The organism is bacterium, from assembly GCA_016708025.1.
Taxonomy (GTDB): domain Bacteria; phylum Zixibacteria; class MSB-5A5; order GN15; family FEB-12; genus FEB-12.
This window is the reverse complement of sequence record JADJGQ010000001.1, coordinates 445,922-471,642: the sequence shown is the minus strand read 5'-3', so window position 1 is coordinate 471,642 and position 25,721 is coordinate 445,922. Positions and strand designations below refer to the sequence as shown.

At 54.1% G+C, this 25,721-nt stretch carries 25 protein-coding genes; 7 read left to right on the top strand and 18 right to left on the bottom strand.

Annotation, left to right across the window (positions count from 1 at the left end):
* Positions 1–195 precede the first annotated feature (195 nt).
* The 3 genes from IPH75_02045 to IPH75_02035 are packed head-to-tail and all read left to right on the top strand — an operon-like array spanning position 196 to position 4,055.
* On the top strand, positions 196–891 hold the full coding sequence (locus IPH75_02045; GenBank protein ID MBK7140845.1) for an FHA domain-containing protein: 696 nt from the start codon (positions 196–198) through the stop codon (positions 889–891).
* Positions 888–1,616: a metallophosphoesterase family protein gene (locus tag IPH75_02040; GenBank protein ID MBK7140844.1), complete on the top strand. Its 729-nt coding sequence runs from the start codon at positions 888–890 to the stop codon at positions 1,614–1,616. Before IPH75_02045 ends, IPH75_02040 begins: the two co-directional genes overlap by 4 nt.
* Before the next feature lie 12 nt (positions 1,617–1,628).
* Positions 1,629–4,055 carry a CHASE2 domain-containing protein gene (locus IPH75_02035; protein ID MBK7140843.1) on the top strand — a complete coding sequence of 809 codons (2,427 nt, stop codon included), beginning with the start codon at positions 1,629–1,631 and terminating at the stop codon, positions 4,053–4,055.
* A 94-nt stretch (positions 4,056–4,149) separates the two neighbouring features.
* On the opposite strand, the gene IPH75_02030 is transcribed toward IPH75_02035, so the two are convergent.
* Both IPH75_02030 and IPH75_02025 read right to left on the bottom strand, forming a co-directional pair.
* Positions 4,150–4,998 carry a DUF3298 domain-containing protein gene (locus IPH75_02030; GenBank protein MBK7140842.1) on the bottom strand — a complete coding sequence of 283 codons (849 nt, stop codon included), beginning with the start codon at positions 4,996–4,998 and terminating at the stop codon, positions 4,150–4,152.
* Positions 4,999–5,155: 157 nt separating this feature from the next.
* Positions 5,156–7,861 (bottom strand): insulinase family protein, encoded by a 2,706-nt coding sequence (locus IPH75_02025; protein MBK7140841.1) that lies wholly within the window; start codon positions 7,859–7,861, stop codon positions 5,156–5,158.
* 433 nt (positions 7,862–8,294) lie between these two features.
* Between IPH75_02025 and IPH75_02020 the strand changes: the two genes are divergently transcribed.
* The 4 genes from IPH75_02020 to IPH75_02005 all read left to right on the top strand — a co-directional run bounded on the left by IPH75_02020 (position 8,295) and on the right by IPH75_02005 (position 12,107).
* A complete protein-coding gene (locus IPH75_02020; protein ID MBK7140840.1) occupies positions 8,295–9,008 on the top strand; it encodes an ABC transporter ATP-binding protein in 714 nt (237 codons plus the stop codon).
* Positions 9,005–10,468, top strand: a complete 1,464-nt coding sequence (locus tag IPH75_02015) for an ABC transporter permease (protein MBK7140839.1) — start codon at positions 9,005–9,007, stop codon at positions 10,466–10,468. Before IPH75_02020 ends, IPH75_02015 begins: the two co-directional genes overlap by 4 nt.
* Positions 10,469–10,595: 127 nt before the next feature.
* Complete coding sequence (locus IPH75_02010) at positions 10,596–11,672, top strand: metallophosphoesterase (protein MBK7140838.1); 1,077 nt, start codon at positions 10,596–10,598, stop codon at positions 11,670–11,672.
* A 51-nt stretch (positions 11,673–11,723) separates the two neighbouring features.
* Positions 11,724–12,107 carry a VOC family protein gene (locus tag IPH75_02005; protein ID MBK7140837.1) on the top strand — a complete coding sequence of 128 codons (384 nt, stop codon included), beginning with the start codon at positions 11,724–11,726 and terminating at the stop codon, positions 12,105–12,107.
* Between the two features lie 60 nt (positions 12,108–12,167).
* On the opposite strand, the gene IPH75_02000 is transcribed toward IPH75_02005, so the two are convergent.
* From IPH75_02000 to IPH75_01925, 16 genes are all read right to left on the bottom strand, one after another.
* Positions 12,168–12,623, bottom strand: a complete 456-nt coding sequence (locus IPH75_02000) for a hypothetical protein (protein MBK7140836.1) — start codon at positions 12,621–12,623, stop codon at positions 12,168–12,170.
* A gap of 31 nt (positions 12,624–12,654) precedes the next feature.
* The gene (locus tag IPH75_01995; protein MBK7140835.1) at positions 12,655–12,885 is read right to left on the bottom strand and encodes a twin-arginine translocase TatA/TatE family subunit; all 231 of its coding nucleotides are present in this window, start codon (positions 12,883–12,885) and stop codon (positions 12,655–12,657) included.
* Positions 12,886–12,911: 26 nt separating this feature from the next.
* On the bottom strand, positions 12,912–13,178 hold the full coding sequence (locus tag IPH75_01990; GenBank protein MBK7140834.1) for a DUF4321 domain-containing protein: 267 nt from the start codon (positions 13,176–13,178) through the stop codon (positions 12,912–12,914).
* Positions 13,175–13,888 carry a phosphoribosylformylglycinamidine synthase subunit PurQ gene (gene purQ / locus IPH75_01985; protein MBK7140833.1) on the bottom strand — a complete coding sequence of 238 codons (714 nt, stop codon included), beginning with the start codon at positions 13,886–13,888 and terminating at the stop codon, positions 13,175–13,177. Before purQ ends, IPH75_01990 begins: the two co-directional genes overlap by 4 nt.
* Positions 13,888–14,136, bottom strand: coding sequence for a phosphoribosylformylglycinamidine synthase subunit PurS (gene purS / locus IPH75_01980; protein ID MBK7140832.1), 249 nt, complete (start codon positions 14,134–14,136; stop codon positions 13,888–13,890). Before purS ends, purQ begins: the two co-directional genes overlap by 1 nt.
* On the bottom strand, positions 14,129–14,896 hold the full coding sequence (pssA, locus tag IPH75_01975) for a CDP-diacylglycerol--serine O-phosphatidyltransferase (protein ID MBK7140831.1): 768 nt from the start codon (positions 14,894–14,896) through the stop codon (positions 14,129–14,131). The genes purS and pssA overlap by 8 nt, the downstream gene beginning before the upstream one ends.
* The gene (locus tag IPH75_01970) at positions 14,883–15,578 is read right to left on the bottom strand and encodes a phosphatidylserine decarboxylase family protein (GenBank protein MBK7140830.1); all 696 of its coding nucleotides are present in this window, start codon (positions 15,576–15,578) and stop codon (positions 14,883–14,885) included. The genes pssA and IPH75_01970 overlap by 14 nt, the downstream gene beginning before the upstream one ends.
* On the bottom strand, positions 15,575–16,870 hold the full coding sequence (locus IPH75_01965) for an adenylosuccinate lyase (protein ID MBK7140829.1): 1,296 nt from the start codon (positions 16,868–16,870) through the stop codon (positions 15,575–15,577). The genes IPH75_01970 and IPH75_01965 overlap by 4 nt, the downstream gene beginning before the upstream one ends.
* 2 nt (positions 16,871–16,872) lie before the next feature.
* Positions 16,873–17,517 (bottom strand): fructose-6-phosphate aldolase, encoded by a 645-nt coding sequence (gene fsa, locus IPH75_01960; GenBank protein MBK7140828.1) that lies wholly within the window; start codon positions 17,515–17,517, stop codon positions 16,873–16,875.
* Positions 17,518–17,523: 6 nt separating this feature from the next.
* Entirely contained in the window at positions 17,524–18,294 is a 771-nt protein-coding gene (gene truA, locus IPH75_01955) for a tRNA pseudouridine(38-40) synthase TruA (protein MBK7140827.1), read from the bottom strand.
* Complete coding sequence (locus tag IPH75_01950) at positions 18,291–19,091, bottom strand: energy-coupling factor transporter transmembrane protein EcfT (GenBank protein MBK7140826.1); 801 nt, start codon at positions 19,089–19,091, stop codon at positions 18,291–18,293. The genes truA and IPH75_01950 overlap by 4 nt, the downstream gene beginning before the upstream one ends.
* 207 nt (positions 19,092–19,298) lie before the next feature.
* The gene (feoB, locus tag IPH75_01945) at positions 19,299–21,710 is read right to left on the bottom strand and encodes a ferrous iron transport protein B (protein MBK7140825.1); all 2,412 of its coding nucleotides are present in this window, start codon (positions 21,708–21,710) and stop codon (positions 19,299–19,301) included.
* Between the two features lie 28 nt (positions 21,711–21,738).
* Positions 21,739–21,981 carry a ferrous iron transport protein A gene (locus tag IPH75_01940; GenBank protein MBK7140824.1) on the bottom strand — a complete coding sequence of 81 codons (243 nt, stop codon included), beginning with the start codon at positions 21,979–21,981 and terminating at the stop codon, positions 21,739–21,741.
* Between the two features lie 12 nt (positions 21,982–21,993).
* A complete protein-coding gene (locus IPH75_01935; protein ID MBK7140823.1) occupies positions 21,994–22,272 on the bottom strand; it encodes a hypothetical protein in 279 nt (92 codons plus the stop codon).
* Complete coding sequence (locus IPH75_01930) at positions 22,256–22,690, bottom strand: transcriptional repressor (GenBank protein ID MBK7140822.1); 435 nt, start codon at positions 22,688–22,690, stop codon at positions 22,256–22,258. Before IPH75_01930 ends, IPH75_01935 begins: the two co-directional genes overlap by 17 nt.
* Positions 22,691–22,885: 195 nt before the next feature.
* Positions 22,886–25,681, bottom strand: a complete 2,796-nt coding sequence (locus IPH75_01925; GenBank protein MBK7140821.1) for a M6 family metalloprotease domain-containing protein — start codon at positions 25,679–25,681, stop codon at positions 22,886–22,888.
* Positions 25,682–25,721: the final 40 nt, after the last annotated feature.

The following is a 25,721-nucleotide window of genomic DNA, read 5'->3' as shown; positions in this document are numbered from 1 at the left end:
TTCAGTACATTTCACAATCCGGCAGCCACTCCCCCACATGTTGGAGCCCGCCCACAGGTTTAAGTTTCATATCCTCTTGCCGACAATAGAACTAAGCCCGGTTCAGCCGTGGTTAACCTATGTGTATACCCGGCGAGCACCGTTGTTTGACGTGATAGTAAATAGTTCTGTAACAGATACGGAAAGGGATGTCGTATGCCGGAGATAATTGTCAAATATGATGACAAGGTTATCGAACGGATCGTCACCGAAAAGAAACGGATCTCGATCGGTCGAACCAACGATAATGACATCGTGCTCGAAAACCGGGGCGTCTCGCGTAAACACGCGATGATCGAATTCAACAACAACGCGGCCGTGATCATCGACAACGAATCGCTCAACGGCACCTTCGTCAACAACCGCAAGGTGACTGAGGAAGTCCTCCGCGATCAGGACATCATCATGATCGGTAAGTACTCCCTCATCTACCGCCGGGACTCCGCTCCCGCGGAAGAAGCTGCGGATATGGATGGCACCATGGTGCTCAATACCAAAAAGCAGAAAGAGCTGATCGAAAACGATCGCGTCGAGCGCGAGATCGTCGCCAAGTACGGCGGCTCCGTCCTGCTCGGCGAAGACAACGCCGACTTCTCGGAGTTCCGTCTTGATCGCGATGTCACCACCATCGGCAAAGCCAAATTCGTTCACGTCCATGCCAAGGGCTTCCTGCTCTCCGGCATCCAGGCCAAGATCGTTCAGGAACCGGGATGTTTCTGCATCGTGAATCTCGGACGTAACGGCAAAACAAAAGTGAATGGCGAAGTCGTCGCCCGCGCCGTCCTCAAAAACGGCGATATCGTTTCAGTCGGCAAGACCTCCTTCAAGTTTGTTGAGGGTCAGAATAAATGAGGCATGCGCTGATATCGGACATCCATGCCAATCTGGAAGCATTGGAAGCGGTCCTCAATGATGTCTCGACTCAACGGATCGACGCCATCCACTGCCTCGGCGATGTGGTCGGATACGGGTCCGATCCGCTTGCCTGCCTGGAACTGGTGCGCGCCAACTGCGAGACAATGTTACTCGGGAATCATGAACACGCGGCCCTTGGCCATATGGATCAGGAGAACCTGAACCCCGTGGCCCAGATCTCTCTGACCTGGACCCAGGGCCAGTTGAACGATCGAGCTTTCTCGATCATTGCTGAGTTCGTCATGACCAGATCGTTCGCCAATTTTCAGTTGGTCCACGCCTCTCCCTATCTCCCCGGCGAGTGGCATTATATCCTGACCAACACCGAGGCGGACGCCGCCTTCCGGAGCTTCGCCGAACAGCTCTGCTTTGTGGGACATACCCACCTCCCGATGATCTTCACCGAGGTTGCGACCGGTGAACATCGGCGCAAAGTCGGCCATGATTTCGAACCCGATGACGAGTCACGATACATTGTAAATGTCGGTTCTGTCGGACAGCCGCGCGACAATGACCCGCGCTCCTGCTATGCTATCTTCGATACGGAAATGCAGGAAGTGCTGTATCGCCGGGTCGAATATGACATACAGAAAACACAACAGAAAATGCAGCAAGCGAATCTTCCAGCCATGCTGATCAACCGATTAGCGGCAGGAAGGTAGAGCGAGGGCCCCATGTCGAAGTATTCACCGTATATCCTCTTTCTGCTGATAAGCATCTTTGTGGTCATCCTGGCCATCAATGATATCGGGCCGGTCAGCAGGCTGCAGCAATCCGTCAATGACGCACTCTGCCGCATGACTGCGTCCGATGAAATGCGCCCCAATGTCGTCTTGATCACGATCGATCGCCCTTCCCAGAATGAGTATGGCGAATGGCCCTGGCACTATGACCTCGTTGGCGATCTCGTCGCCGCAGTCGGTCACGGCGACCCCAAAGCTGTCGTCCTCAATCTCGATCTGTATGAAAATGCTCAGGAAGACTCAGCCGGGTATACCAAAGTCCTGGCCGACCAACTGGCGTGGGTCCCCAATGTCGTTCTGCCATACGACATCGCCTTGGCGACCTACCCCAGCACCAAAACCTCCAACCCCAAGCATCTCTTTAACCACTCCATGAACGCCGACAAGTCGTTGATCGGCGTCGAGGAACAGAGTGGGCTCTGGGCACGCAAGGTTTTCCTCCCGGCTGAACGTCTGCTGGATAACAATCCGCGCCTCGGCTTTGACTTTATCGTTCCCGATGACGATCAGGTCGTGCGCCATCAGCCGATGATGCAATATTACGACGGCTACTACTATCCGTCTCTGCCGCTCGCCGCGGCCACAGCCTATTTCGGCGTGAAGTCCGAAGACGTACGACTGAGCTCTGATGGCAGCATCGAGATCGGCACCCATCGCGTCCCAGTCAACGACCGGGGCGATCTCTTCATCTCGCACAGCGAAGGACTACCGTTTGCCCGTTATTCGGCCAAAGATGTTCTGGGTACAGAATTTGATTTCCGCCGCATCAAAGAGAAGCTGGTGATCATCGGAATCGATGACCCCGGCCAATCCGACCAGTTTGTCACACCTGTCAGCGCGGCAACTCCGGAATTGCATATCACCGCCATGGCCGCTGACAACATCATCAGCAACCGCTTCCTGACTGTGCATGACCGGCCGAACTCCACCTATTTGATAATCCTGTTTGCGCTCGGCGCGGTCGGTGCGCTGGTGCTGACCCATATCCCGTTGATGTACCGTCTGGTGGTCCTCGCGGGATCTCTCCTGGTTCTGGCCAACGTGAACTACTTTATGGTCTCCTCGTTCCAGACCCTGCCGCACACCATGTATCTTGCGCTGCAATTGATTCTCTTTGCTGTCGCCTCCCCATTACTTGAGACCAGCATGTTGTCTGCCGATGCCTTCAAGCCGGCCGCCGACAAAAAGTCGCAGAAATCCGACAAGGCGAGAGCACGCGAAGAAAGAGCCCAACTGGCCGCCGCTCCAGTACGCGAACTGAAAACTACCGCCAACGATCCGGCGGTTCAGAAAACCACCGCCTTCGATTCGTCGGAGGATTTCTACGAACACGAAAAACGAAACCTCGACGCCAATCATACTTCGGAGAACAGCCACACCATGGCCTCCGAAGCTCACGGCACCGCCCCTGCACCTGCTCAAGGCGAACAGGCCGTTACCGGCTTCGAATCCGATAGCCCCAAATCAAGCGGCGTCTCGCAGGGTGGCTTCAACGACTCCTCCCGCTCCATCTCCGGTGAGATTGAGACGAAGAGCCTCGGCCGCTATCAGATCAGTGGTGTACTCGGCAAAGGCGCCATGGGTACCGTCTATCGCGGTATCGACCCCGCGATCAACCGCCCTGTGGCACTCAAGACGATCCGCCTGGACTTCGTCAATGATCCGGCTGAGCTGGAAGAATTGAAGGAGCGCCTTTATCGCGAGGCTCAGGCCGCTGGCAAGCTCTCCCACCCGAATATCGTGACGATCTACGATGTCGGCTCAGAGGGCCCGCTGCAATATATCGCGATGGAGTATCTCGAGGGGCAGACGCTCGAAAACTTGATTCGCAAGAAAGTGAAATTCAATTACAAGATCATTGCTCAGATGATCACTCAGATCTGTCAGGCCATGGAATACGCCCATGGCGCAGGAATTGTCCACCGCGATATCAAGCCGGCCAATATCATGGTCCTCGCCGACTACAAGGTCAAGGTGATGGACTTCGGTATCGCCCGTATCGATTCAAACTCCATGACCAAAACCGGCATAGCCATGGGCACGCCGAACTACATATCCCCCGAGCAGCTCAAGGGTGTGCCGATCGACCGTCGCGCCGACCTCTTCTCGCTTGGCGTCGTGATGTATGAGATGTTGCTGGGACGTCGGCCGTTCAAGGGTGAGAATATTACGTCGCTGATCTATTCGATCCTGCACAGCGAGCCGGAAAAACCGTCGGTCATCAATCCGCAGATCCCGCTCCTCTTTGACCATGTCATCATGCGGGCACTGAAAAAGGTCCCCGCCGAACGATATCAGAAGGCGTCGGATATCGCGAATGACCTGCACGATTTTGTGGAGTCATTTGCACAGAGATAAGATCATTTCTTCGCTTCATTTTTGTCTCTAACGAAGCAAAGCCGCCGGAAGCCAACACCGGCGGCTTTGTATTTCTGAACTGCTTCAGACAAGTCTATTCTTCTTTCAGCACCCACCCCAGCGGCCCATCCGGCCGAATGAAAGGCTGGAGTTGTTGCCATGAGAGATAGGCAGTGGACATTCCATAGGCACCCGAGGCAATTTCGTAGGCATTGTACACGTAGACTATCCCGGAGTCGGTGATCTGATAGTTAGGGCAGAGAGCAAACTTTGGGAACGCATACTTCCCTTGTGTATTCTCGTCTATGTCATATCCCGCCTGACGAAATGTAGTATCGTCAGGTATCTTTTGGTCTCGTCGGAAGGCAAGGGCACCGATAGAATCAAGGTATGGCTGAGCATCAGCGATGAATATGCTATCTTGCGAAATCTCTCTCAACTCCGGAAGTGCGAAATGATAGTAGTTCTCTCGGTACGGATGTCCATTGCAGCTGATACAAACATCTCGACTAACTCGTAACGATAAAATGCGATGATCAAGATATGCGACCTCCAATATCCAGAGGGCGCCTCCCCACATGCTCCTATCGTACCACTCGTTGCCGACAATTGTGTCGAGTTCTGCGTCTACTCGCTCTTGAAGCGTCGTGCCTGGCGCGAGATCAAACTGACTGTTGGCAAACCGCAAGAAGAAGGCACTTAATGAATCCACCACTTCTCGTGAGGGGCCTGAAGCGACCTGCGGCCACTTAGCCATGATCTCCAAGCCGCATAGAATTGTATCAGTCCCTCTCACAACTGTCCCTTCAAAGACTCGCGTAGCTGAATCCATGGCGATCGTGAGATGTTCCTCGGGCCTCTCATACCATTCCTCTGCCTGCACTGCCCCATTTGAAATGAAGAAGGCAATAGTACAGAAACCAGCGACAAGAAGTTCACGCATACATTCCCTCAATTCCGCTTGACCACTCTACATTAAATTAGTTCATCGATCAGCGGCAATCAAGGATCGAATTATCCTCGTACTAAACGGCCCCCTACAAAAAAAGACCCGGTAGCATTTGCCACCGGGCCTCAATAATCAGCGATCTGTACTCACACTACAGCGAGGATACTTCCCCTATCCCCATCGCCTTGATCCCTTCCTCGATCTTCGCCTTATCTCCCACGATAACGATCGTCAGGTTATTCGGACGAACATACTTGGTTGAGACCTCTTTGATCTTCGCGTCATCCAGTCCATTGACCGTACCAACGCGCGATTTCCAGTAATCAAGCGGACGGTCATACAGCGCCAGGCCACGAAGCTGACTGGTGATCCCACTGAAATTCTGGAATCCCTGCGCCCAGGATTTGACCATGGAGACCTTGGCATCCGTCAGTTCTTCATTCGTCAGTGGACGCGTCGAGATCACCTCTTTCAGTTCCTTGAGGATCTCCACCAGCGCTTCCTTCGTCGACTGCGACTGCACCGGCGCTACCACATTAAACGGCGCGCTCACCAGGCCATTCCCCAGAGTCGAATAGGAACCATAGGTGAATCCCTTGTCCTCGCGGAGGTTCATATTGATGCGGCTGGTGAAATCGCCGCCCAGTCGGCTATTGAATACCATGAACGGCAGATAATCCGGATCGGTCGGCGGTATGCACGGATAGCCGGCGAAGATCACCGACTGCTGTGCTCCCGGACGGTCCACGATATAAACTGTCGGCGCACTGCTGGTATTCGGTGTCGGTGCGGGAACCTCGGCCGGAGTACCCTGCTTCCAGCCGCCGAACACCTTCTCCAATTGCGCTTTGGCTTCATCAAGAGTGATGTCACCGGTGATCGCCACCGTAGTGATATTCGGGAAATAATTCGCCTGATAGAAGGCAAGCAGGTCGGCGCGAGTGATCGCCGCCAGCGATGCTTCGGTACCGGTACCGCTGACCGGCTGACCATAGGCACTGTTGGCGCCATACAGCTTCTCGCGGAAGACTGAGAACCCGAGCTGGGTCGGTTGCGACTTCATCGCCTCTATTGCAGACAACCGTTCGTTTTTCAGACGATCCAGTTCGTTCTGCGGGAAAGTCGGCGACAACAGCATATCGCCAACCAGACCAAGCGCCGGAGTGAAATTTCGTTTCAACACGTTCAGATTGACATGGGTCTCATCGAAACCGGAACCCGAACCGGCATTGGCGCCAAGCATCCGGATCGTATCAGAGATCTGCAGCGCGTTCAGTTTCTTGAACCCTTCATCCAGCATGTCGGCAGTCAATGCCGCCAGGCCAAATTTCCCCTGCGGGTCGGAGGTCCATCCCCGTTCGATCATCACTGATAGATCGACCAGCGGCAGACGGTGGTCTTCCACCAGAAGAACCTGGATCCCGTTCGACAGTGCGGCACTCTGCACGGTTGGTGGAGTGAACGGTGCTTCTGCAGTCGGGGTCGGCTTGACCGCCCGATCGACCGCCGTGCTGGCAACCGTCAGGTTCCCCTGCGGAACGATATGCAATACGCCGCGCTTGTTCGGAGCGAGGAACGTCCGGGCAAACTGGTTGATCCCTTCAACTGTCGCACTGCGATAGCGATTGACATCCCACTCCAGCTTGTCGGGCGAGCCAAGATGCACATTGTATTGATTCAGAATATCCGCTTTGCCGCCAAATCCGCCGATATTCTGCAACCGGCGAATGAACGACACCTCCCAATTGGTCTTGGCGCGAGCCAATTCGCGGGCGGTGATGCCGTCGCGAAGCAACTTGGCCATTTCTGCATCGATAGCCGCTTCGATCTCTTCGGCTGTATGCCCCGGCTTGGCCGTCGCCTGGATCGTATACTGGCTCGAGATCTCACGCGAAGCCTGGTATGCATTCACTTCGTCGGCGATCTGCAGACGATAGACCAATGCTTCGTTAAGCCGTGAATTCATCCCACTGCTCAGAATGTCGGCAAGCAGATCGGCTTCCGCATCGCCCGGAGCATAATAAGCCGGCGTATGCCACGCCATGATCACCATCGGCAGCTCAACTTCATCTTCGGCTATCGCCCGATGTTCATGTGTGATCTCCGGGATCCACGAGGTGTACCGTTCTACGGGCGGACCGGCCGGGATCGTCCCGAAATACTTCTCAATCCACTGCTTGGCCGTGGCTGAATTGAAATCTCCGGCCAGACAGAGCGATGCATTGCTCGGTGAATAATACTTCCGGAAGAAATCTTTCACGTCGTCAGCCGACGCCGCACTCAGGTCCTCCATACTGCCGATCACCGACCAGGAATACGGATGCCCCATCGGATAGATCAACAACGGCAGTACATCTTCCTGCACACCATATGGAGCGTTATCGACACCCTGGCGACGTTCGTTTTTCACGACATCGCGCTGATTATCCAGCTTCTCCTGGGTAAACACATCGAGCAGATGCCCCATGCGGTCCGACTCCATCGCCAGCGCCAGCTCGAGATGCTCGGACGGTACATTCTCCCAGTAATTGGTCCGGTCTTCCGAGGTCGACCCGTTGCAGTCCGCGCCGATCTTGTCGAGCGGGACGAAATAATCCCCATCAAAATTCTTTGACCCCTGGAACATCATGTGCTCGAATAAATGCGCGAATCCGGTGCGACCCGGCTTCTCATTCTTCGAACCGACATGATACCAGACATTCACGCTGACCATCGGGACCGAGTGGTCTTCGTGCAGGATCACTTCAAGACCGTTGGGAAGTACATACTTCTCTGTCTTCAGTTGCGGTAGCCCCTGTGCCATCAGCGCCGTCGCCAACAACAGCATGGCCCCGACCATGAGTAAAGTCCTTCTCACTGGTAAACTCCTTTGTGCCTCTGTTCTTGTGTGGTCTATATTCATTGGTGCTTGTTCGATGTGCGCGATAGTGATTCCACCGCGGACAAACAAAGACGGCGACATCCATCAAATAGTGCAGAAGAAAATACGGGAGGATCTGAATACTGCTTCATCACGCGACTTGTCCGCCAACCAACCTATTCCCTTCAGCATACGGTCACACACTGGCTAAGTTTCCGCCCGCCCACGGAATTAACACTCCCTTCCAATAACCGGCAATCGAAAACATAAATTGTCCCCCTATCCTAAGATATATTCGCTATTCCCCAACGCTGGAATGAGTTATCTTCACATAGCAGCAACTTGAACAGATTATTTCCGTACTGATGCATATGTCAAGGCTAACGGTGCTAACTATGATACGGTCTATCCTATCAGGTGCTGGACGTAAATGACTGACTTGACACACAGTATCCTCCAAACCAGCCAGCTATGCCGCCATTACATTCGGGGCCCGCAAACCATTCGGGCCGTTGATGAAGTCGACCTTGTCATTTCACCCGGCGAATTCCTCGCGGTTGTCGGTTCATCCGGCTCCGGTAAATCCACATTGCTCAATCTGTTGGCCGGTCTTGACACCCCGACCGGAGGATCCATCCAATACCGCGGCGAATCACTCGGTGCCTATTCCCGCCAACAGCTTGCCGGTTACCGCGGCACCCACATCGGCATGGTTTTTCAGTCGTTTAACCTCATTCACCATCGCACAGCGCTGGAAAATGTCGAGCTGGCCATGTATTTCGGCGAGATCCCCAGAACCGAACGTCGAGATCGAGCATCCGCCATGCTTGAACGGCTGGGGCTGGCAGACCGTATGACCCACCGCCCGGCCGATCTCTCCGGCGGCGAACAACAGCGCGTTGCAATTGCCCGTGCTCTCGTGAAAGAACCTGCTATCCTCTGTGCCGATGAACCGACTGGCAACCTCGACCTCGAAAACTCTCGACAGATCGTCTCCCTCATGCAGCAACTCAGCGCCGATGGCCTGACTGTCATTATGGTTACCCATGACCTCGAGATGGCCCGAACATTCGCCGGTCGTACGGTCAGAATGCACTACGGCCGGATCGTTGGAGCTGATGAAGCCCACGGAGCGACACCATGAAGCTGCTTGACTCCCTCGCCATCTCCTCCGGAAATCTGATCCGACTCAAATTGCGCACTGCCCTTACTATCGCCGGCGTGGTGATCGCTATCGGCACATTTGTCTCCATGCTCTCGTTTGGCGCAGGCAACCAGCAGTACATAGAAGAGCAGTTCGAAAAACTGGGACTCTTTAATACAATCCAGGTCTACCCGCAGGAGCCATCTGCCGTAAAAGATTCCGTTCCTCCCCGGCCGCTTGACCGTGCCGCCATGGAAGAGCTGGGCAAGCTCCCCGGCGTCCGCTTGGCCTATCCGTATGATGCCTTCAGTGGCACTGCCACATTCGGCGATTCGACATTCGAAACCCGCGCTCAGGCGATCTCCCTGCAAGCGTTGCAAACCAGATTTTTCTCCGGACTTCGCGCCGGACATCTTCTGACTAGCGACTCCACCAAAGAAGTCGTCGTCACAGACCACTTCATTCGCGAGGCCGGTATGACTGTTCCCGACTCGGCTATCGGCAAACCAGTCGTCATCCTGGTCAAGATGCTTACTGTCGACAGCGGGATCGCCAAAATTCTTCCGCCTGATCGCGCCTACATCCAGAAGCGATTTAGTGAGATCAATTTTGACTCGGTCAGACAACGTTCCTATGTCGAGCGGATCCTTCGCACAGAACTCAATTCCGCGATGTCGAAATTCCTCAATGGCTATCTTCAGTGCCCGAACATTCTCACCGAAACGCTTACGGTTGTCGGTGTTCTCAATGCCGGCGGCCCTCAGCAGAGAAATATGGCTCCGCTCATTGTTGGCGATCGAGTGGGACGGCGGCTCTCCGCCGGCGTCCTTGACGGTGACCCCTCGGAGATGATGGGCGCGCTCACCACCGGAAAACTCTTTCTCGAGGAAAACGATGGCAGCGGCAAGACATTCTCGCATATCACGCTCGATCTCGACCCCAAAGTGATGATTGCCTCGATCGTGGATTCAGTCAAAGCGCTCGGCTTTAAGCCATTCAGTTTTGCCACTCAGTTTGAAGAGATCAAGAAATTCTTCTTTTATTTCGATATGGCGCTGGCGGTGGTCGGGCTGATCGCTTTGGTCACCGCCTCGCTCGGGATAATCAACACCATGGTGATGTCCGTATTGGAACGCCGCCGCGAGATCGGCGTCCTCAAATCGCTCGGCGCCGATGAACGCGATATCCGCTACCTCTTCCTCACTGAGTCGGCGGTGATCGGTCTGGCCGGTTCGCTCTTCGGCATCCTGCTGGGTTGGGTGATCACCCTTGTCGCCTCCAAAGTTGCCCGGATATTCATGGAACGCGAGGGGATCCCTGAGGTCCAGCTATTTGCCCTACCGCTCTGGCTCATTGGCGCCGCGCTGGCACTCGGTCTGATCGTCAGCCTGTTGGCCGGCTACTACCCAGCTTCCCGGGCCGCGCGAATCGACCCTGTCGAAGCCCTGCGCAACGAGTGACCCGCCTTCAAGGTTGCTCAATTCACTCCATTTTCATATCTTGAGCGTATCGCAACCGATACTCCGCCACCTCAACTTTTCCGATAAGGAGACCAGCATGACCCTATTGCGGTCAGCCATTCTCACCATGTTGTTGCTCACGCCCGCAGTTGGCGCTACCCGCTTTGCCGTTCTCGGAGACTACGGAGCGGCCACCGTCGCCGAGGGCCAGGTTGCGGATCTGATCAAGAGCTGGGATCCGGATTTCATCATCACGACCGGCGACAACAGCTATGGCCCGAACGGCATCGATTTCAACATCGGTCAATACTATGCGGATTTCATCGGCTCGTATTTCGGCTTCTATGGACCCGGTTCACGTTTGAATCGCTTTTTCCCCTCCGCGGGCAATCATGACTATTCCGATGGTGGCGGTTTCGCCGCATATCTCTCCTACTTCACTTTGCCCGGCACCCAGATCGCAAGCACCGCCTCTTCGGGCAATCCCCGCTACTATGACTTCGTTCGCGGCCCGATCCACTTCTTTGCGCTGAACAGCAACTTCCAGGAGACTGATGGTACCACCCCGAACTCAGTCCAGGGACTCTGGCTCCAGGCTCAATTGGCGTCCTCCCCACTCCCCTGGAAGATCGTCTTCATGCACCATCCCCCCTACTCCTCTTCCCAGCATGGTTCGTCCCCCTTCATGCAGTGGCCGTTTGAGGATTGGGGAGTTTCACTGGTCATGGCCGGTCACGACCATACCTACGAACGGATCCTTCGCGACAACAACAATGATGGCGACTCCCTCACCTATATTGTTACCGGCCTCGGCGGACGATCCATCTACTCGTTTCCTCCCCTCAATCTGGTGACGGGGAGCCAGGTACGTTTTAATGCCACCTATGGCGCCAATCTGATCGAGGCTACCGATAGCACTCTTGAGATCAAGTTCATCGCCATAAACGGCGTCACTATCGACTCTCTTCGCCTGACCCGCTCTCCGGATTGCTGCCTCGGCTCAACCGGTAATGTAAATGGTATCGGCGATGTTGACCTGCTTGACCTCAGCGCCATGGTCGAACTGTTCATCGGCGAAGGTTATCAATTCGCCTGTACGGGCGAGGCCAATATCGACCGAGCCGGCAAGATAGACCTGCGGGATCTTTCATTCATCATCGCATATCTGCAAGGTGTGATTGACTCCCTGCCAATGTGCCCGTAAGATCAGTACGCATAGAATAAGCACTGTCACCCGACAAGAGGAGACTACGTCATGTATCGTGTCGTTCATTTTGAAATTCACGCGGAAAACCCGGATCGCGCCATCGCCTTTTACAGCGGATGTTTCGGATGGAAATTCCAGAAATGGGATGGTCCTATGGAGTATTGGATGATCATCACCGGCGACCCGAAGACGCCGGGCATCGATGGTGGTTTGACTCGACGCATGGGGACGATCGATGGCCACGCGGTGATCGCCTACCCCTGCACCATACAGGTCGACAGGATCGATGATATGCAGTCAAAGGTCCAGTCCGCCGGCGGTACGATTGTCGTCCCGAAATGCGCTATCCCCGGCGTCGGATGGCTCTTCTACGCCAAGGATACTGAAGGCAACATCTTTGGTGTCATGCAACCGGATCCTTCAGCCAAGTAGTTTTCCAAAGAAAAAGGGCGGATGAATCATCCGCCCTTTCAATCTAAATCTGAGAGTATGCTACTCTGTGTTGTCGTTATCTTTTCCCAGCAATTCTTCGGCCAGCGACAGCGCCACTCCCGACAACATCACTTCAACTCCCAGTTGAGTGAAATCCGAGGAGATCAATTCGCGGTCTATCGATGCATACAGCGAACAGGAAGCTCCCTTCTCCACCACCAGGCCGGAGAGCGATCCCCCCTTCTCGGTCACGAACGTGATCTCGCCCAGTTCATCGGACGTCACGTAGCCGTTGCAGTTATGCAACTGAAGGTGAGACGTGCCAGTGTAGACAACCACCAGCATACCTCGACGCTTCCCCAGGCTGGTCTCGGGATAAACTTCCAGCACCAGGATCCGACGCTCCTCCTGGTTGGAGATTTTGATCCGGAAATGGTCCTTTTCGAAGGTAACCTTTTCGGCTTCCAGCAGCGCGCCGATCTTATCTGCATCGGCCTGTGTGAATCCGCTCTGCATAGTTGTACGGTCCTGAACGTCTGGCGGTTATTCAGTGAGATGGTGCGTTTTTGTCATCGCGCGGCGGCTCGATCCGATTCGGATCCTGCGGTCGTGCATCGACCGATCCCTTCACCTCTTCCGAGGTCTCTTTCATCGCGCGTTTGAATTCGCGGATCCCTTGTCCCAAGCCCTTGGCCAGTTCCGGAAGCCGCTTGGCTCCGAACAGCAACAAGATGGCCAGAAAGATCAGGATCATTTCCGGGGCGCCTAATCCGAACATATACATGCCTCCTAACGAGCAATTGCCTACATATACCAGTATCGGAAATAGATGATCACTAATAATACGAACAACACCGATACAGCATTGATCTTGAACATCAATCCGATAGTAAACGAGATCGCATACAGATCGACCTTCACCGGCGCAAAGCCGATCTCGACCGACTTCTCAAACAATGTCTTGGCGCCGCCCGGCGGCAACAGGTGGCCGATCACCTCGCCCACCAATCCCCCCAGCACCGCCGCTAACAGCAGTGCAATGATGATAAAAGTCAGTTCCCTGTCTTTCACACTCTCCCTACCGGTCGCGGCGATTCGCACCACTGCCGTATTGATTCCAGAATCTGGAGCCCATCATCCGAGCCAAGGATCGATTCACACGCCCGCTCCGGATGCGGCATCATGCCCAGGACATTCCCTTCGGCGCTGATTATCCCTGCGATATTGTTGATCGAACCGTTTGGGTTCGACTCCTTCGTGATCTCACCATTCGCGTCGCAATAGCGGAACAGCACCTGCTGATTCTCTTCGAGACTCCGAATATCCCCGTCGAAATGGTAATAGTTTCCATCGCCATGCGCGATCGGGACTTTAAGGACTGTTCCCTTAGGAATGATCGAGGTAAACGCGGTGCCGGTCCGTTCGGTGCGCAAGTAAACCTGCTTACAACTGAACCGCAGATGGCTGTTGCGCATCAGCGCTCCGGGAAGCAACCCGGCCTCGGTCAGCACCTGGAATCCATTGCAGATCCCCATCACCATGCCGCCGGACTTCGCAAAAGCGATCACCTGCCGCATGATCGGAGAGAATCGCGCGATCGCCCCTGACCGAAGGTAATCTCCATAAGAGAATCCACCCGGCAGAATGATCACGTCAGATCCCGCCAGATCCTCCGACTTGTGCCAGAGAAACTCCACCTCGCCATGCATCACATGCTTCACCGCGGCATAGGCGTCGTAATCGCAATTCGAACCCGGGAATGTGACAACCCCGAACTTCATCAGCTTTTCTCCACGGAAAATTTCTCGATGATCGGATTGGCCAGCAATTTCGAGGATACCTCGTTGATCTTTCGGTCGATATCTGTGGCGTTGCCGTCGATCTCCAGTTCAAAGAATCTCCCGCTCCGGACCGACAGGAAATCGGGAAACCCCATTTGCGCAAGGGCCTTTTGGATAGTCACGCCCTGCGGATCAAGAACGCCATCTTTCAAGCGGACAAACACGACCGCTTTTTTGGTGCTACTCATGCTCTTCCAATTTTCTTTCGTCTCGGAGCTTCCGCCTAACCATCTGCCGGCCAGTTACTTTGCCGACTGAGACGGTAAAGAGCCGATACAGCTCCCGTATCATGCCAAACAATATATACAACGCCAGAAAGGGAAACAACAAATGTCTCGGGCTGATAATAATCAGGATCGCCGCTATCAGTATGATTCCCAACTTCATACGAGCAAGCCGATTGTCGAACCGCTCCGGGATCGCGTCATACTGCACCTGCGAAACCATCAAAAACGAACAAAGTATGATCATCGACACCAGATATTCGCTGTACTCCAGTTTCCCCCAGATCTGATATGAGAAAATGATCGCCGAGACCAGCAGCCCCGCCGCCATCGGCACCGGGAGCCCTACGAAATCCTTCTTCTCTTCTGTATCCGCCATGACATTGTATCGCGCCAGACGATACGCCGCGGCCATGATGAACACGATCGAAATGATCCACCCCCACTTACCCAGGTCATTCAGCTTGATCGCATAAACGATTACCGCCGGTGCACACCCAAAAGACAAAAAGTCCGCCAGCGAATCCAGTTCAACCCCGAACTGCGAGGTCGCCCCGCTTAATCGCGCCACTTTACCGTCAAGTGCATCCAAAAAGGCCGCCAGGATCACAAACCAGCAGGCTGCCGTGATATGCCCCTCAAAAACCGAGAGAATGGCTATGAAACCGCAGACCACATTCCCCATAGTGAACACACCGGGGAATATTCCTCTATAGTTGTTCACGCGGCTGCTCCATTGATTGAGTTGCGGCACTGACTACCGGCATACGGCCGATGATCGTTTTCCCTCCTGCCACCCGGTCCCCCACTTTGACCTGAAGTGCGGTGGATGTCGGCACAAACAGCTCAGTCCGCGATCCAAATCGGATTAACCCGAATCGGCTCCCTGCCTCCACCGCATCACCCGACTGCACGCGATAGACTATCCGCCGCGCGATCAACCCGGCTATCTGCTTAAACATGATCTTCTGACCTGTTTCAGTGGTCATGCCGATCTCAGTCTGTTCATTCAACTCTGATGCCTTATCCTCAAATGCCGCGAAAAACTTCCCCGGATTATACTTCACATAGTCAATAACCCCTGTCGCCGGGATTCGATTGACATGGACATCAAATACGTTCAGAAATATCGACACCTTGGTGTACTCTCCCGGCAAATACGGATGGCCACTTCCGGTTGAAATTCCGATCACTTTCCCATCAGCCGGTGACACCAGCACTCCGGCTCCATTCTCAAAAGTTCGATCCGGATCGCGAAAGAAGAAGAGCGTAAACAGCGTCAGGATGCCGATGATCAACGCCGTCCCGAACAACCACTTATTATCCAGCCGGTTTGCTCCCCAGATCGCGACCGTGGTCAATAACAATCCGATCAGGACAAACGGGATCCCCTCACGTGCGATCATGACTCAAATACCCTTTTAAAGATCGCATCGACATTTCTCATATAATACGTCAGGTCGAAACACTCATCGACTTGCGCCGCATTCAGGTGTTTGCTGATCTCAGCATCCTGCTTGACCAGATCCCTGAACGACCCTTTTCCTTCCCAGGCCGCCATGGCATTCCGCTGCACCAGCCGATATGCTTCTTCGCGCGAACCGATCGGTCCGGCAAGTTTAAGCAGAAGTCGCTGCGAGAAGACTATCCCTCCGCCATGGAAGATATTGTCATGCATTTTCTGCTCGTTAACCACCAACCCTGATAACAGATCGATGAACTTCTGCAACCCATAATCCATAATGATGCAGGCATCCGGGATGATCACGCGCTCAACCGAAGAATGCGCGATATCCCGCTCGTGCCAGAGAGGAATATTCTCCATCGCGGAGATCGCATACCCGCGCACCATACGCGCGATCCCCGTTATCCGCTCGGCCGTGATCGGGTTCCGCTTGTGCGGCATCGCCGAGGAACCCTTCTGCCCCTTGGTGAATCCTTCCATCATCTCGCCGACTTCGGTCCGCTGAAGGTGCCGTATCTCAGTCGCACATTTTTCGAGCGACGATGCCAGTATCGCCAACGCGGTGATAAATTCGGCGTGACGGTCCCGCTGAATCACCTGCGTTGATACTTCGGCCGGTTTCAGCCCGAGTCTCGCACAGACCATCTCTTCCACTTTGGGGTCAAGATTGGCAAAATTCCCTACCGCCCCGCTGATCTTTCCGACCGCGATCCGCTCAGTGGCGGCAGCAAACCGAGCTCTTCCACGGCTGATCTCTGTGTACCAGACCGCAAACTTAAGCCCGGCGGTCGTCGGTTCGGCATATACGCCATGTGTCCGACCGATCGTCGGAGTCATCTTATATCTCAGCGCCAGTTCCTTGATTTTCCCCAGCGCCACTTCGATCTTCATATCAATGATCGCCGCCGCGCGCTTCATGATCAGCGACAACGACGTATCCAACACATCCGATGACGTCATCCCGAAATGCAGATGTTTTGCCTCTGGTCCGACCTTCTCTGAAACAGAGGTCAAAAAGGCGATCACATCGTGATTGACTTCGCGTTCGATCTCGTTGATCCGTTCAACATCGAACCCGGCCCGAGCTTCGATCGCCGGAATGACCTCCTTGGGTATGATCCCAAGCGTCGCCATTGCCTTGGCCGCTTCGACCTCCACCTCAAGCCACGCAGAATACTTCGCTTCGTCGGTCCAGAGCCGACCCATCTCCGGCAGGGTATATCGACTGATCATCTCTACTTATTAGCCTTCTTGTAGTCTTCCAGGAATTTCGCCAATCCAATATCGGTCAGCGGATGTTTGATAAGAGCCTCGATCACTTTCAGCGGCATGGTACAGACATCAGCTCCGATCTTGGCCGCCTCCACCACATGCATCGGATGTCTCACCGATGCTACCAGCACTTCCGTCGCATAACCGTAATTTTCGTATATCTCGACGATATCCGCGATCAACTGCATCCCGTCCTGCGAAACATCGTCAAGCCTGCCGATAAACGGCGAAACATAGGTCGCACCCGCTTTGGCCACCAAAAGTGCCTGCATCGGCGAAAAGACCAATGTCGCGTTGGTTTTGATGCCGCGGTCCGTCAACGTTTTGATCGCCCGAAGTCCAGGCAGTATGGTTGGTATCTTTACGACAATGTTGTCCGCGATCTTCACCAACTCATCCGCTTCGCGAAGCATCCCCTCCGTATCGGTCGAGATCACTTCGGCCGAAACCGGTCCCGGCACTATCTTACAGATCTCCGCCAGCAGCTCGCGGTAAGGCGTTGTCTCTTTCGCCGCCAGCGATGGATTGGTCGTCACGCCGTCGAGTACCCCCATCGCCGCCGCTTCCTTGATCTCACTGATCGATGCTGTGTCGATGAAAAACTTCATGTTCTCCTACTTCTCCTTCGGGTAGCCGACCGCGACCAGATAGAGGCCGTGTGCCGGAGCGGTAAAGACCACCCGATCCGGGCGGTTGCCCTGCAAAGTATTCTGGAAGTCGGCCAATGTCAAGTTCAGCACATTGCTATCTTGTTGCTCGGCAGCAAGGTTCACCATCCCTCCCACCAACGAACGAACCATCCCATGGAGGAACCGATTCCCGCGTATTTCATATACCAAAACCGGCCCGATTTGTTGCCACCGTGAACGAGATATAGTGCAGAGGTTGCTCTCTTTGAGCGACGCTGTCACACAAAATGAGGAGAAGTCGTGCTCGCCCAAGATCATCTGGGCGGCCTGATCCAGCAATTCCCGGCGCACCGCCGACTCGTTCTCCCACCTCAGGTCTCGGTAGATCGCTGACCGTTCCGACGCAAGGACATACCGATACCGCCTCCATGTAGCATCAAAACGAGCATGAAATGTTGGAGCGACCTCTTCGGAGTGTCGAATCCTGATATCATCTGAGAGATGAAAATTGAGCGCGTCCCGAAACCGAATTGACTCCAACGGATGTTCCGTCTGAAAATTTGCCACTTGTCCCAGTGCATGAACTCCGGAATCCGTCCTACCGGCACCGATCAGCGTAGTTTTTTGACCCGTCACTCTGAAGATCGCATGCTCAATCTCCCCCTGCACTGTACACTGATTGGGCTGAAACTGCCAACCGGCAAACGAGCTCCCCTTGTACTCTATCAGCAGACGAATATTGCGCACCTGGCTCATCCGGTCACCACAAAAAGTAGCACCAGCACTGCCGCCGTCGCCGACATGAAAACATACTCGGTCACTCGGATCCGGGCATGCGAGTAGTAACTTCGGTCGACCTTCCTGTCATACCCTCTCGCTTGCAAGGCCAACGCCAGGTCATCCGCCCGGTTCACTGCCGCCACAAAGACGGGTATCAGCAAATAAAGCGTTTTGCGAGCGCGACTGAAGATATTCCCTTCAAAATTCACCCCTCGGACGATCTGCGCATTTCGGATCATCACGAACTCCTCGAACAGGATCGGAATGAACCGCATCGCGATAAACAGGATCAAAGACAGATCGTTGACCGGCACTCGGAGCTTTCCCAGCGGACGAAGTAGTTTCGAGGCGGCTTCCGCCATCTGCGAGGGTGAACTGGTCAATGTGACGAGAAATGCCATCGACACAAACAAAAGCAGGCGCAGCGAGAAAAACGTCCCCGCTCGTATCGCTTCCTCCCTGATCGGAAGTCCCAATGGCGCCAGGAGCACCACACTCCCTTTCCCCGAAAAGATCAGGTGATAAAGAAAGGTGATCCCAACCAGGAGTAGCATCGGCTGCAGATTACGCGCGAGCTGCTCCACTGAAATGCCGGACAAAAGCAGACTTGCCAGTAACAGGCCGATCACCACCAGATAAAAAATAAAGGAGTGAGTAAACAGGCCGAGCCCAAGTACAAGAATGACCGGCAGCAACTTGGCACGGGTGTCAAGATGATGCAGGAATGAATCGATTGGGCGATATTGCCCGAATAGGATAGGACTTGTCTGCACGATTTACCGCTCTCGAAAGCGGCAATATAGAGGCGAAAGCTCGCTTGTCAATCTTTGGAAGCGATTCGCTTAGCATTGGACAAGCGCTGATGTGCCATACAGTTAGCGCATGCCTCCGGACTCCCCTTCCGTCGCAAATACCGCCAGACCAGATAAACCACTGCCAGTAACAGTATTGCAGCAACCGTAAGCGTCTGCCAATCCATCCTAATATCCAAACCTGCTGGCTACCTGGTAGACCACCATCGCCGCCACATAAGCAAAAGTGGTCATGTATGCAAACGCGCCGATCGCATACTTCCAGCCACCCGCTTCTTGTTTGATTGTTACCACCGTAGCTCCACACTGACAACACAACGCGAAAAATACCATCACCGAAAGCGCCACCGCCGGACTGAATACCGGCTGCCCCATCTTAGCGCCATCCTCCCACTTCGCGTCCCGCATCTTGTCGACCAGCGAACTCGACTCCTCGTCCACATCTGAACCAAGATTGTAGATTGTTCCGAGTGTCGCGATGATCACTTCCCTTGCCGGGAATGATGCCAGCGTCGCCATCGTGATCTTCCAATCCCACCCCAGTGGCGCAAACAACGGTTCCACTGTCCGCCCCACTCTTCCAAGATAGGAATTGCTTAACTGAGCGCCTGCCTGGTCGTTGAGCAATTCCGCTTGTCGTTCGCTGGACTGCGTCACCGCAAGTTGCCTGGCATAGGCTCCATCAATGACCGCCGTCTGCGCCGGATAAAGGGCCAACAATTCGTCTCGTACCGCCGGGAGCTCCTCTGATGACTCCGTAATCGCCAGTCGCGCCTGAGAAAACAATAGCACTTCTCTCGCCGCAGCATCGACTGACAGCTTATCAAGTTCCGCGGTCAACACCGAAACTTGTTGCTCGGCCGCAACCTGATTGGCCGCTATCTCCGCCTCAAACTGCGTTGCGATCTGCTCCGACCGCGGATAATAGCTTAGCGCCCAGATCAGGATCGTGATCGCAAAGATCGTTGTCCCGGCACGCACCACAAACGACTTCGCCCGATTCAAAACACGTACCACCACCGACTGCAGCGTCGGGATCTTGTAGCTCGGCATCTCCATCATGAACGTGCCGCTCTGCGTCTTCAGGATCGTTTTCTTCAGTACCAGTGAGACCAATACCGCCACCACCAGGCCAAGCAGGTACAACGCCCCTAACACGATTCCGTGCGTATTCAGGAAGCCGAGTACCATCGCATACGGAATGAATGCCGCCGTCATAATGGCATAGACCGGCAAGCGCGCCGAACAAGTCATTAACGGCGCCACCAGGATCGTAATGATTCTCAATTTCCTGTCTTCAATCACTCGCGTTGCCATGATCCCCGGTACCGCACAGGCAAACGATGACAGCAGCGGGATGAACGATTTCCCTGACAAACCGCACCAACTAAATGCCCGATCCACCAAAAACGCCACCCGCGGCATATAGCCGGAATCTTCTATGAGCGCAATGAACAGGAAGAGTATGATGATCTGTGGCAGGAAGATCAGCACTGAGCCAACGCCTCCAACCACTCCATCTACCACCAGCGATTGAAGCGGACCCTCGGGAATCGCCCCCGCCGCCCATCCGCCTATCGCTCCAAATATCGAATCGATCACATTCATCACCGGCTCGGCCCAACTGAAGATCGACTGGAATATGAACCCCATAATCAGCACCAGCACGATCGGTCCGAGGATCGGGTGCAAAAGAAAATGATCCAACTTTTCAGATCGCGATTTTGAGACCGCATGCTTCGCTTTGACCACCCGATCATATATCCCCGTGGCATGGTCAGTCAGCGATTGCGTTTCGGCCACGGTCATCGAGCCGAACTCTTTCACCAGATCGACTCGAAGCAATTGCAGCAGCGCGATCGAATCCGGAGTCGCAACCTTGGCAAACTCCTTCTCGGCCGGACCATGCTGATCCAGCAGTATCCGAACATACTCTGCCCTGGTCCGACGTTCACTCGGCTGATTATTCACCAACCGCTCAACGGCACTCAGGATCGATGCATGATAAAACCGCTTCGCCGGCTCTCGCTGCTCCGTTGCCGCTCTGGCAATCGCTTCCTGTAATTGGATTATTCCCTTCCCGCGCGAACCAACCATCGGTATGACCGGTATCCCCCCGAGTTCCTTCGACAGCTTGGCGAGATCGATCTCCATCCCGCGCTTCTCCGCGAGATCCATCATATTGAGACCAACCACTACCGGCTTCCCAACCTCCATCACCTGAAAGAGCAGATACAACGCGCGATCGAGATTGGTGACATCGATGATATTAACTATCACATCCGGCGATGGCGCCATCTCCAGCCCGCCCATCAGCGCCTGGACCGCCACATATTCGTCCGGAGAAAATGCCGACAGCGAATAAGAGCCGGGGATATCAATTAGGGTAAATGTGCGGGGATCATCTTTGACCTGAAACTCACCGCTAGTCCGTTCAACCGTCACACCGGGATAGTTGGCTACCTTCTGGCGAAGGCCGGTAATCGCATTGAAGACCGTCGTTTTGCCGCAGTTGGGATTTCCACAAACAGCGACAGTTATTGTCTTGGTTTTCGACGCTTTGGGAACAGTCAGCTCCATACCACTCTCTCGGAACGTCTGTTCCTGACTAGTAAGAAGTTGTCTCTTCTATCTCGACTGCCACCAGCGATGCTTCTGCATGGCGCAGCGAGAGACAACAGGGGCCAACCTGAATTTCCAGTGGGTCCTGTAATGGAGCATTGCGAAGATACGTCACCACGCGTCCGGGTACCAGTCCCAGCTCGGTCAATCGACGGGCGACCGGGGAATCCGAAGTATAACCTACGACTTTGGCCTTCTGGCCGGGGAGCATTTTGTTCAAGTGTGTCATATATAGCAATCCTTAATTATTGACATCGTTAACGTGCGTGAGATAATCCGTCAGCGTCTCTATCTCAGCGCTCGTCAGTTTAAGCTGACCACCATACTTCTTCGCGGCGGCCGCCCAGGCCAGATCGTTATACTTTGTAGGATTGATCAACTCGTGGCACTTGTCGCAGAGCGCCTCATAGATCTGCTTGCCACGTTTCTGGTTGGTCGACAGCGATGGTCCGCTGCTACAGGCCGACATTCCCAGCCCGCCCATTACCAGGGCGATCGTCAGATTAGTGGACGTGCCCATGTTTCCTCTCTTCCGCCCCCTTGCACGTCTCGCACAACCCAACTATCTCGATCTTAAAACTCTCCGCCCGGAATTTCATTTCCTCACTGGTCTGCACCAGATACGGCAGGACGGTATTCATATCGAATTCGATCAGCGCTTTGCAATTCTGACAGAACAGATGTCCGTGCGGCTCACGCGTCACTCGATCGTAGCGCGTAACGCCGTCACCCAGATTGACCTCCTCGGCCAACCCAACCTTGCAGATCACTTTGAGATTCCGCCAGACGGTCGAATATCCGATCGACCGATCCTTCTGATGCACCTTATCGTAGAGCTCCTCGACCGACACATGCTTCCCCATCTCGAAAAAGGAACGGAAAATCAACTCCCGTTGCGGGGTCATCTTGAAGCCTTTGGTCTTAAGAAACTCTTTCATCTTCCTTGCACTCTTTCATCTACCTTATCGGTCAAATGAAAACGATTTTCAATTGCAATTATAGGAAAAATCGAAGATTGTCAAGTCCTTTATGCGAAAAATTGTGATTTTCTTCACTTGGCGTAACCGCTTATCAGACAACAAAAAGGCCGCCCCTAAAAGGCGGCCCCTTGCATTATTACATCCACAATCGGTCTACTTTAACAGCACCATCTTGCGGGATTCCATCTTATCCTCTCGTTGCAGACGGTAGAGGTAGACTCCCGATGCAACCTTATTCCCCCGTTCATCTGCCCCATCCCACTCCACCGTATACTCCCCTATCCCCTGTTCGGCATCCACCAGCGTACGGACTCGCTGCCCGTTCAGGTTGTACACGATCAGCGAAGTGCGCTGCATCGATGACTTTCCGGCTTCTCCTCGCGTCACCGAGTATTTGATCGTCGTGGTCGGGTTAAACGGATTCGGATAATTCTGCTGCAGCGTGAACTGCTTCGGCAGAGTTGGACGAACCGGATCATCAATTCCCGTCGATGTCCCGCCAAAGAACGCCATCACCCGCGCAAACATCGAATCGCGATGTGCCCATCCGCTTAATGTATCGGATATACTGAGGTACTCAAATCCGACGCTGGTGAGCACGCTCTTGTGCGTCCCGCTGTACAAGATCCCGACATTTCCCTGGCGAGGCGGATTGCCAATGAATAAGGTTGTGTACTCCAAGGCGACCTGTCCGCCATTAGCCGGTGCAAGTCGATACATCCGCTTCACTTCGTTCGGTGCGGACGAAGCTACCCGGAATTTTATCCCATCGGTCATCGGCGAACCGGTCACACCCCAGTAGTAAAGACCGCTCGTGGTAGTCACAGAATCAGTATATCGCGTGTGCAGATAGTCTCGCATGAACGCCGAGTCGCTCAGGTGCAGTCGTATGGCCGCGCTGGCGCTCCCTAGCGCGAAATTCCCGCCATCATCCATAAATGCCTTGAGCGCCGTTATGTCAGTGGCGTTCAATCCGCCGCCCAGACTGCGCGAACCGGTCGCCCAGAAGATATGACTGTACTTGTTCAGGTCATTGTACGTCGGGGATCCCTGGATCTGTTTGTTCCAAAGATGATACGGGATCTGTAGTCGATAGAATGACTCCTCGTACTCATTCCCGCCGGCAATATCGCCATTATCGTCATCCACGATCAGCACACTGACCGGCCCCATCGCCTTGTCAAAAACGAATTCCTGAGTGAAAGCGCGATCACGTGGCACTTCCGTAGTCGAATCCGCTCTCACGGTCAAAGTAAATGTTGTGATCCGTGGCTCCGCTCCCACCTTTAATCGGAATCGGATCGGATTGGCTCCATAAAAGTCATCCTGAATGGTCGGACTCAGATAGTTTGTCTGTTGCACATTGCTGTCCAGCATCTCGATATCCGGATTGTTGCTGTGCAGGCTGATATCCCAGTCCCACGCCGGACGCATCAGGTTGTCCAGCCGACAATGGAATGCAATCGTCTCTCCCTCTTCGAACAACCCATCACCGTCGCCGATCAACTCAGAGAATAGCAGCGAGTCCCAGTCAGCTAATGTGATATAAGGCCGTGAATAGGTCACATCCAGATCGGCGTACATGACCGAATCTGCATCGGAAATATCCCAGACTCCGACCTGACTAACGGCCGACCCGATATTGGTTTTGCTGTTTGGCACACTCAGGTTATGAAAATTCCGGTTATCTGTCGCCCCGGGCCAGACATCGCCGGCATCTCCTCGACTCCCCAGCGTTGCCAGGCTGTTTAATCCATCAGCCTGCTCCAAAGCGACCATATAGCGCGCTTCGTTATTATTACTCCCCGCTGCCTGATCTATATGATAGATGCACAGCCCGCCATAAGGCAGTCCAGCGTCAAACCCAAGCGCTGGTCTGTTCTCAACCAGCCAGTATTCACCAGCTCCCGCCACATTATCCTTTAATTGATAGACCACTGGATTGAATTGAGCTGCCGGGATCGCCACATTCGCTCGGTTGGTCAACAAGCTGTCATAGCGATCGATGAATGAGATCGGGTCGATCCGACGCTTACACCAGGGATCGAAATGCGCCGGAAGTTTCTGGTCGCCATTGTAGTTACCCGAAGCCATCAGCGACCAACGCCCCAAACCTTCTGAAGTCCCGTCGGTATCGTACAGATCGGGAAGATTCAACGTATGGCCAAATTCATGACACATCACGCCGATCGCCTGCAACTCACCGTTGAATTCTTCCGGAACGACGTTGTAGGTCTGAAGTAGTACGCCGTCCAAAATCGGCGTATTAAAAATATCGGCCTTGTGCGACCATATCCCGTATGCGCCCGTCTCTGCCCCTGCTCCCGGATGGATTACAATGATCGGCACACCCATTCCCGGATTATTGAATGACGCATAATTGACAAACGGATCCGCCGCTGTCACCGCATGGTTGGCAAGTACTGCTGTCAATCCACTCAACCCACTATTTGGCGCGTCCACATAGTAGGCATATGTGTTCGGCATCATGTATGGACCGAATACTTCCCCGTGAATCAGCAACTTACCATACGAACTCTCTAAATAGTAATCCGTCATCGACCCGGTAGGATTGAAGATCGGATCGGTTTCACGATTAGAAAAGAGTATCGAATCAAACTTGTCGCGAGTCCCTGTCACCGGCCCACCGCTGTAGGGCCAGTCCGAGAATTCCGCCAGGATCACGACCACATGTACTGTATCAATAGCATCGGCACTCGCGGCAAACTTCTCGCGATACAGCCGTCGTGTCTCTTCGGAATATTCAACCGGACTGCACCCGCCGGCCGCTTTGAATGCGCGCAGTGGTGCCAGGTGCTGCTCCAATGTCCCTTCCGCTTTCCACTTTTCCAAAGCTTCCGGAGACGGCGCAACTGCATAAGCGAATGAGCCCAGCAGGCTGAGGGTTGCTAACCCGGCGATAGATCGTAGTAACCATCTGAACGACATGTTCATACCCTTTAACACAGGCCAATTGATGAGAGCTGTT

Coding starts and splice junctions, on each gene's coding strand:
- IPH75_02010 (MBK7140838.1), top strand. CDS start 10,596: ATGTTGTTGCTCACGCCCGCAGTTGGCGCTACCCGCTTTGCCGTTCTC.
- IPH75_01930 (MBK7140822.1), bottom strand. CDS start 22,690: ATGAAAGAGTTTCTTAAGACCAAAGGCTTCAAGATGACCCCGCAACGG.
- IPH75_02030 (MBK7140842.1), bottom strand. CDS start 4,998: ATGCGTGAACTTCTTGTCGCTGGTTTCTGTACTATTGCCTTCTTCATT.
- IPH75_02000 (MBK7140836.1), bottom strand. CDS start 12,623: ATGCAGAGCGGATTCACACAGGCCGATGCAGATAAGATCGGCGCGCTG.
- IPH75_01925 (MBK7140821.1), bottom strand. CDS start 25,681: ATGTCGTTCAGATGGTTACTACGATCTATCGCCGGGTTAGCAACCCTC.
- IPH75_02015 (MBK7140839.1), top strand. CDS start 9,005: ATGAAGCTGCTTGACTCCCTCGCCATCTCCTCCGGAAATCTGATCCGA.
- purQ (MBK7140833.1), bottom strand. CDS start 13,888: ATGAAGTTCGGGGTTGTCACATTCCCGGGTTCGAATTGCGATTACGAC.
- IPH75_01935 (MBK7140823.1), bottom strand. CDS start 22,272: ATGGGCACGTCCACTAATCTGACGATCGCCCTGGTAATGGGCGGGCTG.
- IPH75_02040 (MBK7140844.1), top strand. CDS start 888: ATGAGGCATGCGCTGATATCGGACATCCATGCCAATCTGGAAGCATTG.
- IPH75_02005 (MBK7140837.1), top strand. CDS start 11,724: ATGTATCGTGTCGTTCATTTTGAAATTCACGCGGAAAACCCGGATCGC.
- IPH75_02020 (MBK7140840.1), top strand. CDS start 8,295: ATGACTGACTTGACACACAGTATCCTCCAAACCAGCCAGCTATGCCGC.
- IPH75_01940 (MBK7140824.1), bottom strand. CDS start 21,981: ATGACACACTTGAACAAAATGCTCCCCGGCCAGAAGGCCAAAGTCGTA.
- fsa (MBK7140828.1), bottom strand. CDS start 17,517: ATGAAGTTTTTCATCGACACAGCATCGATCAGTGAGATCAAGGAAGCG.
- purS (MBK7140832.1), bottom strand. CDS start 14,136: ATGAGTAGCACCAAAAAAGCGGTCGTGTTTGTCCGCTTGAAAGATGGC.
- truA (MBK7140827.1), bottom strand. CDS start 18,294: ATGAGCCAGGTGCGCAATATTCGTCTGCTGATAGAGTACAAGGGGAGC.
- IPH75_01995 (MBK7140835.1), bottom strand. CDS start 12,885: ATGTTCGGATTAGGCGCCCCGGAAATGATCCTGATCTTTCTGGCCATC.
- IPH75_02045 (MBK7140845.1), top strand. CDS start 196: ATGCCGGAGATAATTGTCAAATATGATGACAAGGTTATCGAACGGATC.
- IPH75_01970 (MBK7140830.1), bottom strand. CDS start 15,578: ATGATCGCACGTGAGGGGATCCCGTTTGTCCTGATCGGATTGTTATTG.
- IPH75_01965 (MBK7140829.1), bottom strand. CDS start 16,870: ATGATCAGTCGATATACCCTGCCGGAGATGGGTCGGCTCTGGACCGAC.
- feoB (MBK7140825.1), bottom strand. CDS start 21,710: ATGGAGCTGACTGTTCCCAAAGCGTCGAAAACCAAGACAATAACTGTC.
- IPH75_02035 (MBK7140843.1), top strand. CDS start 1,629: ATGTCGAAGTATTCACCGTATATCCTCTTTCTGCTGATAAGCATCTTT.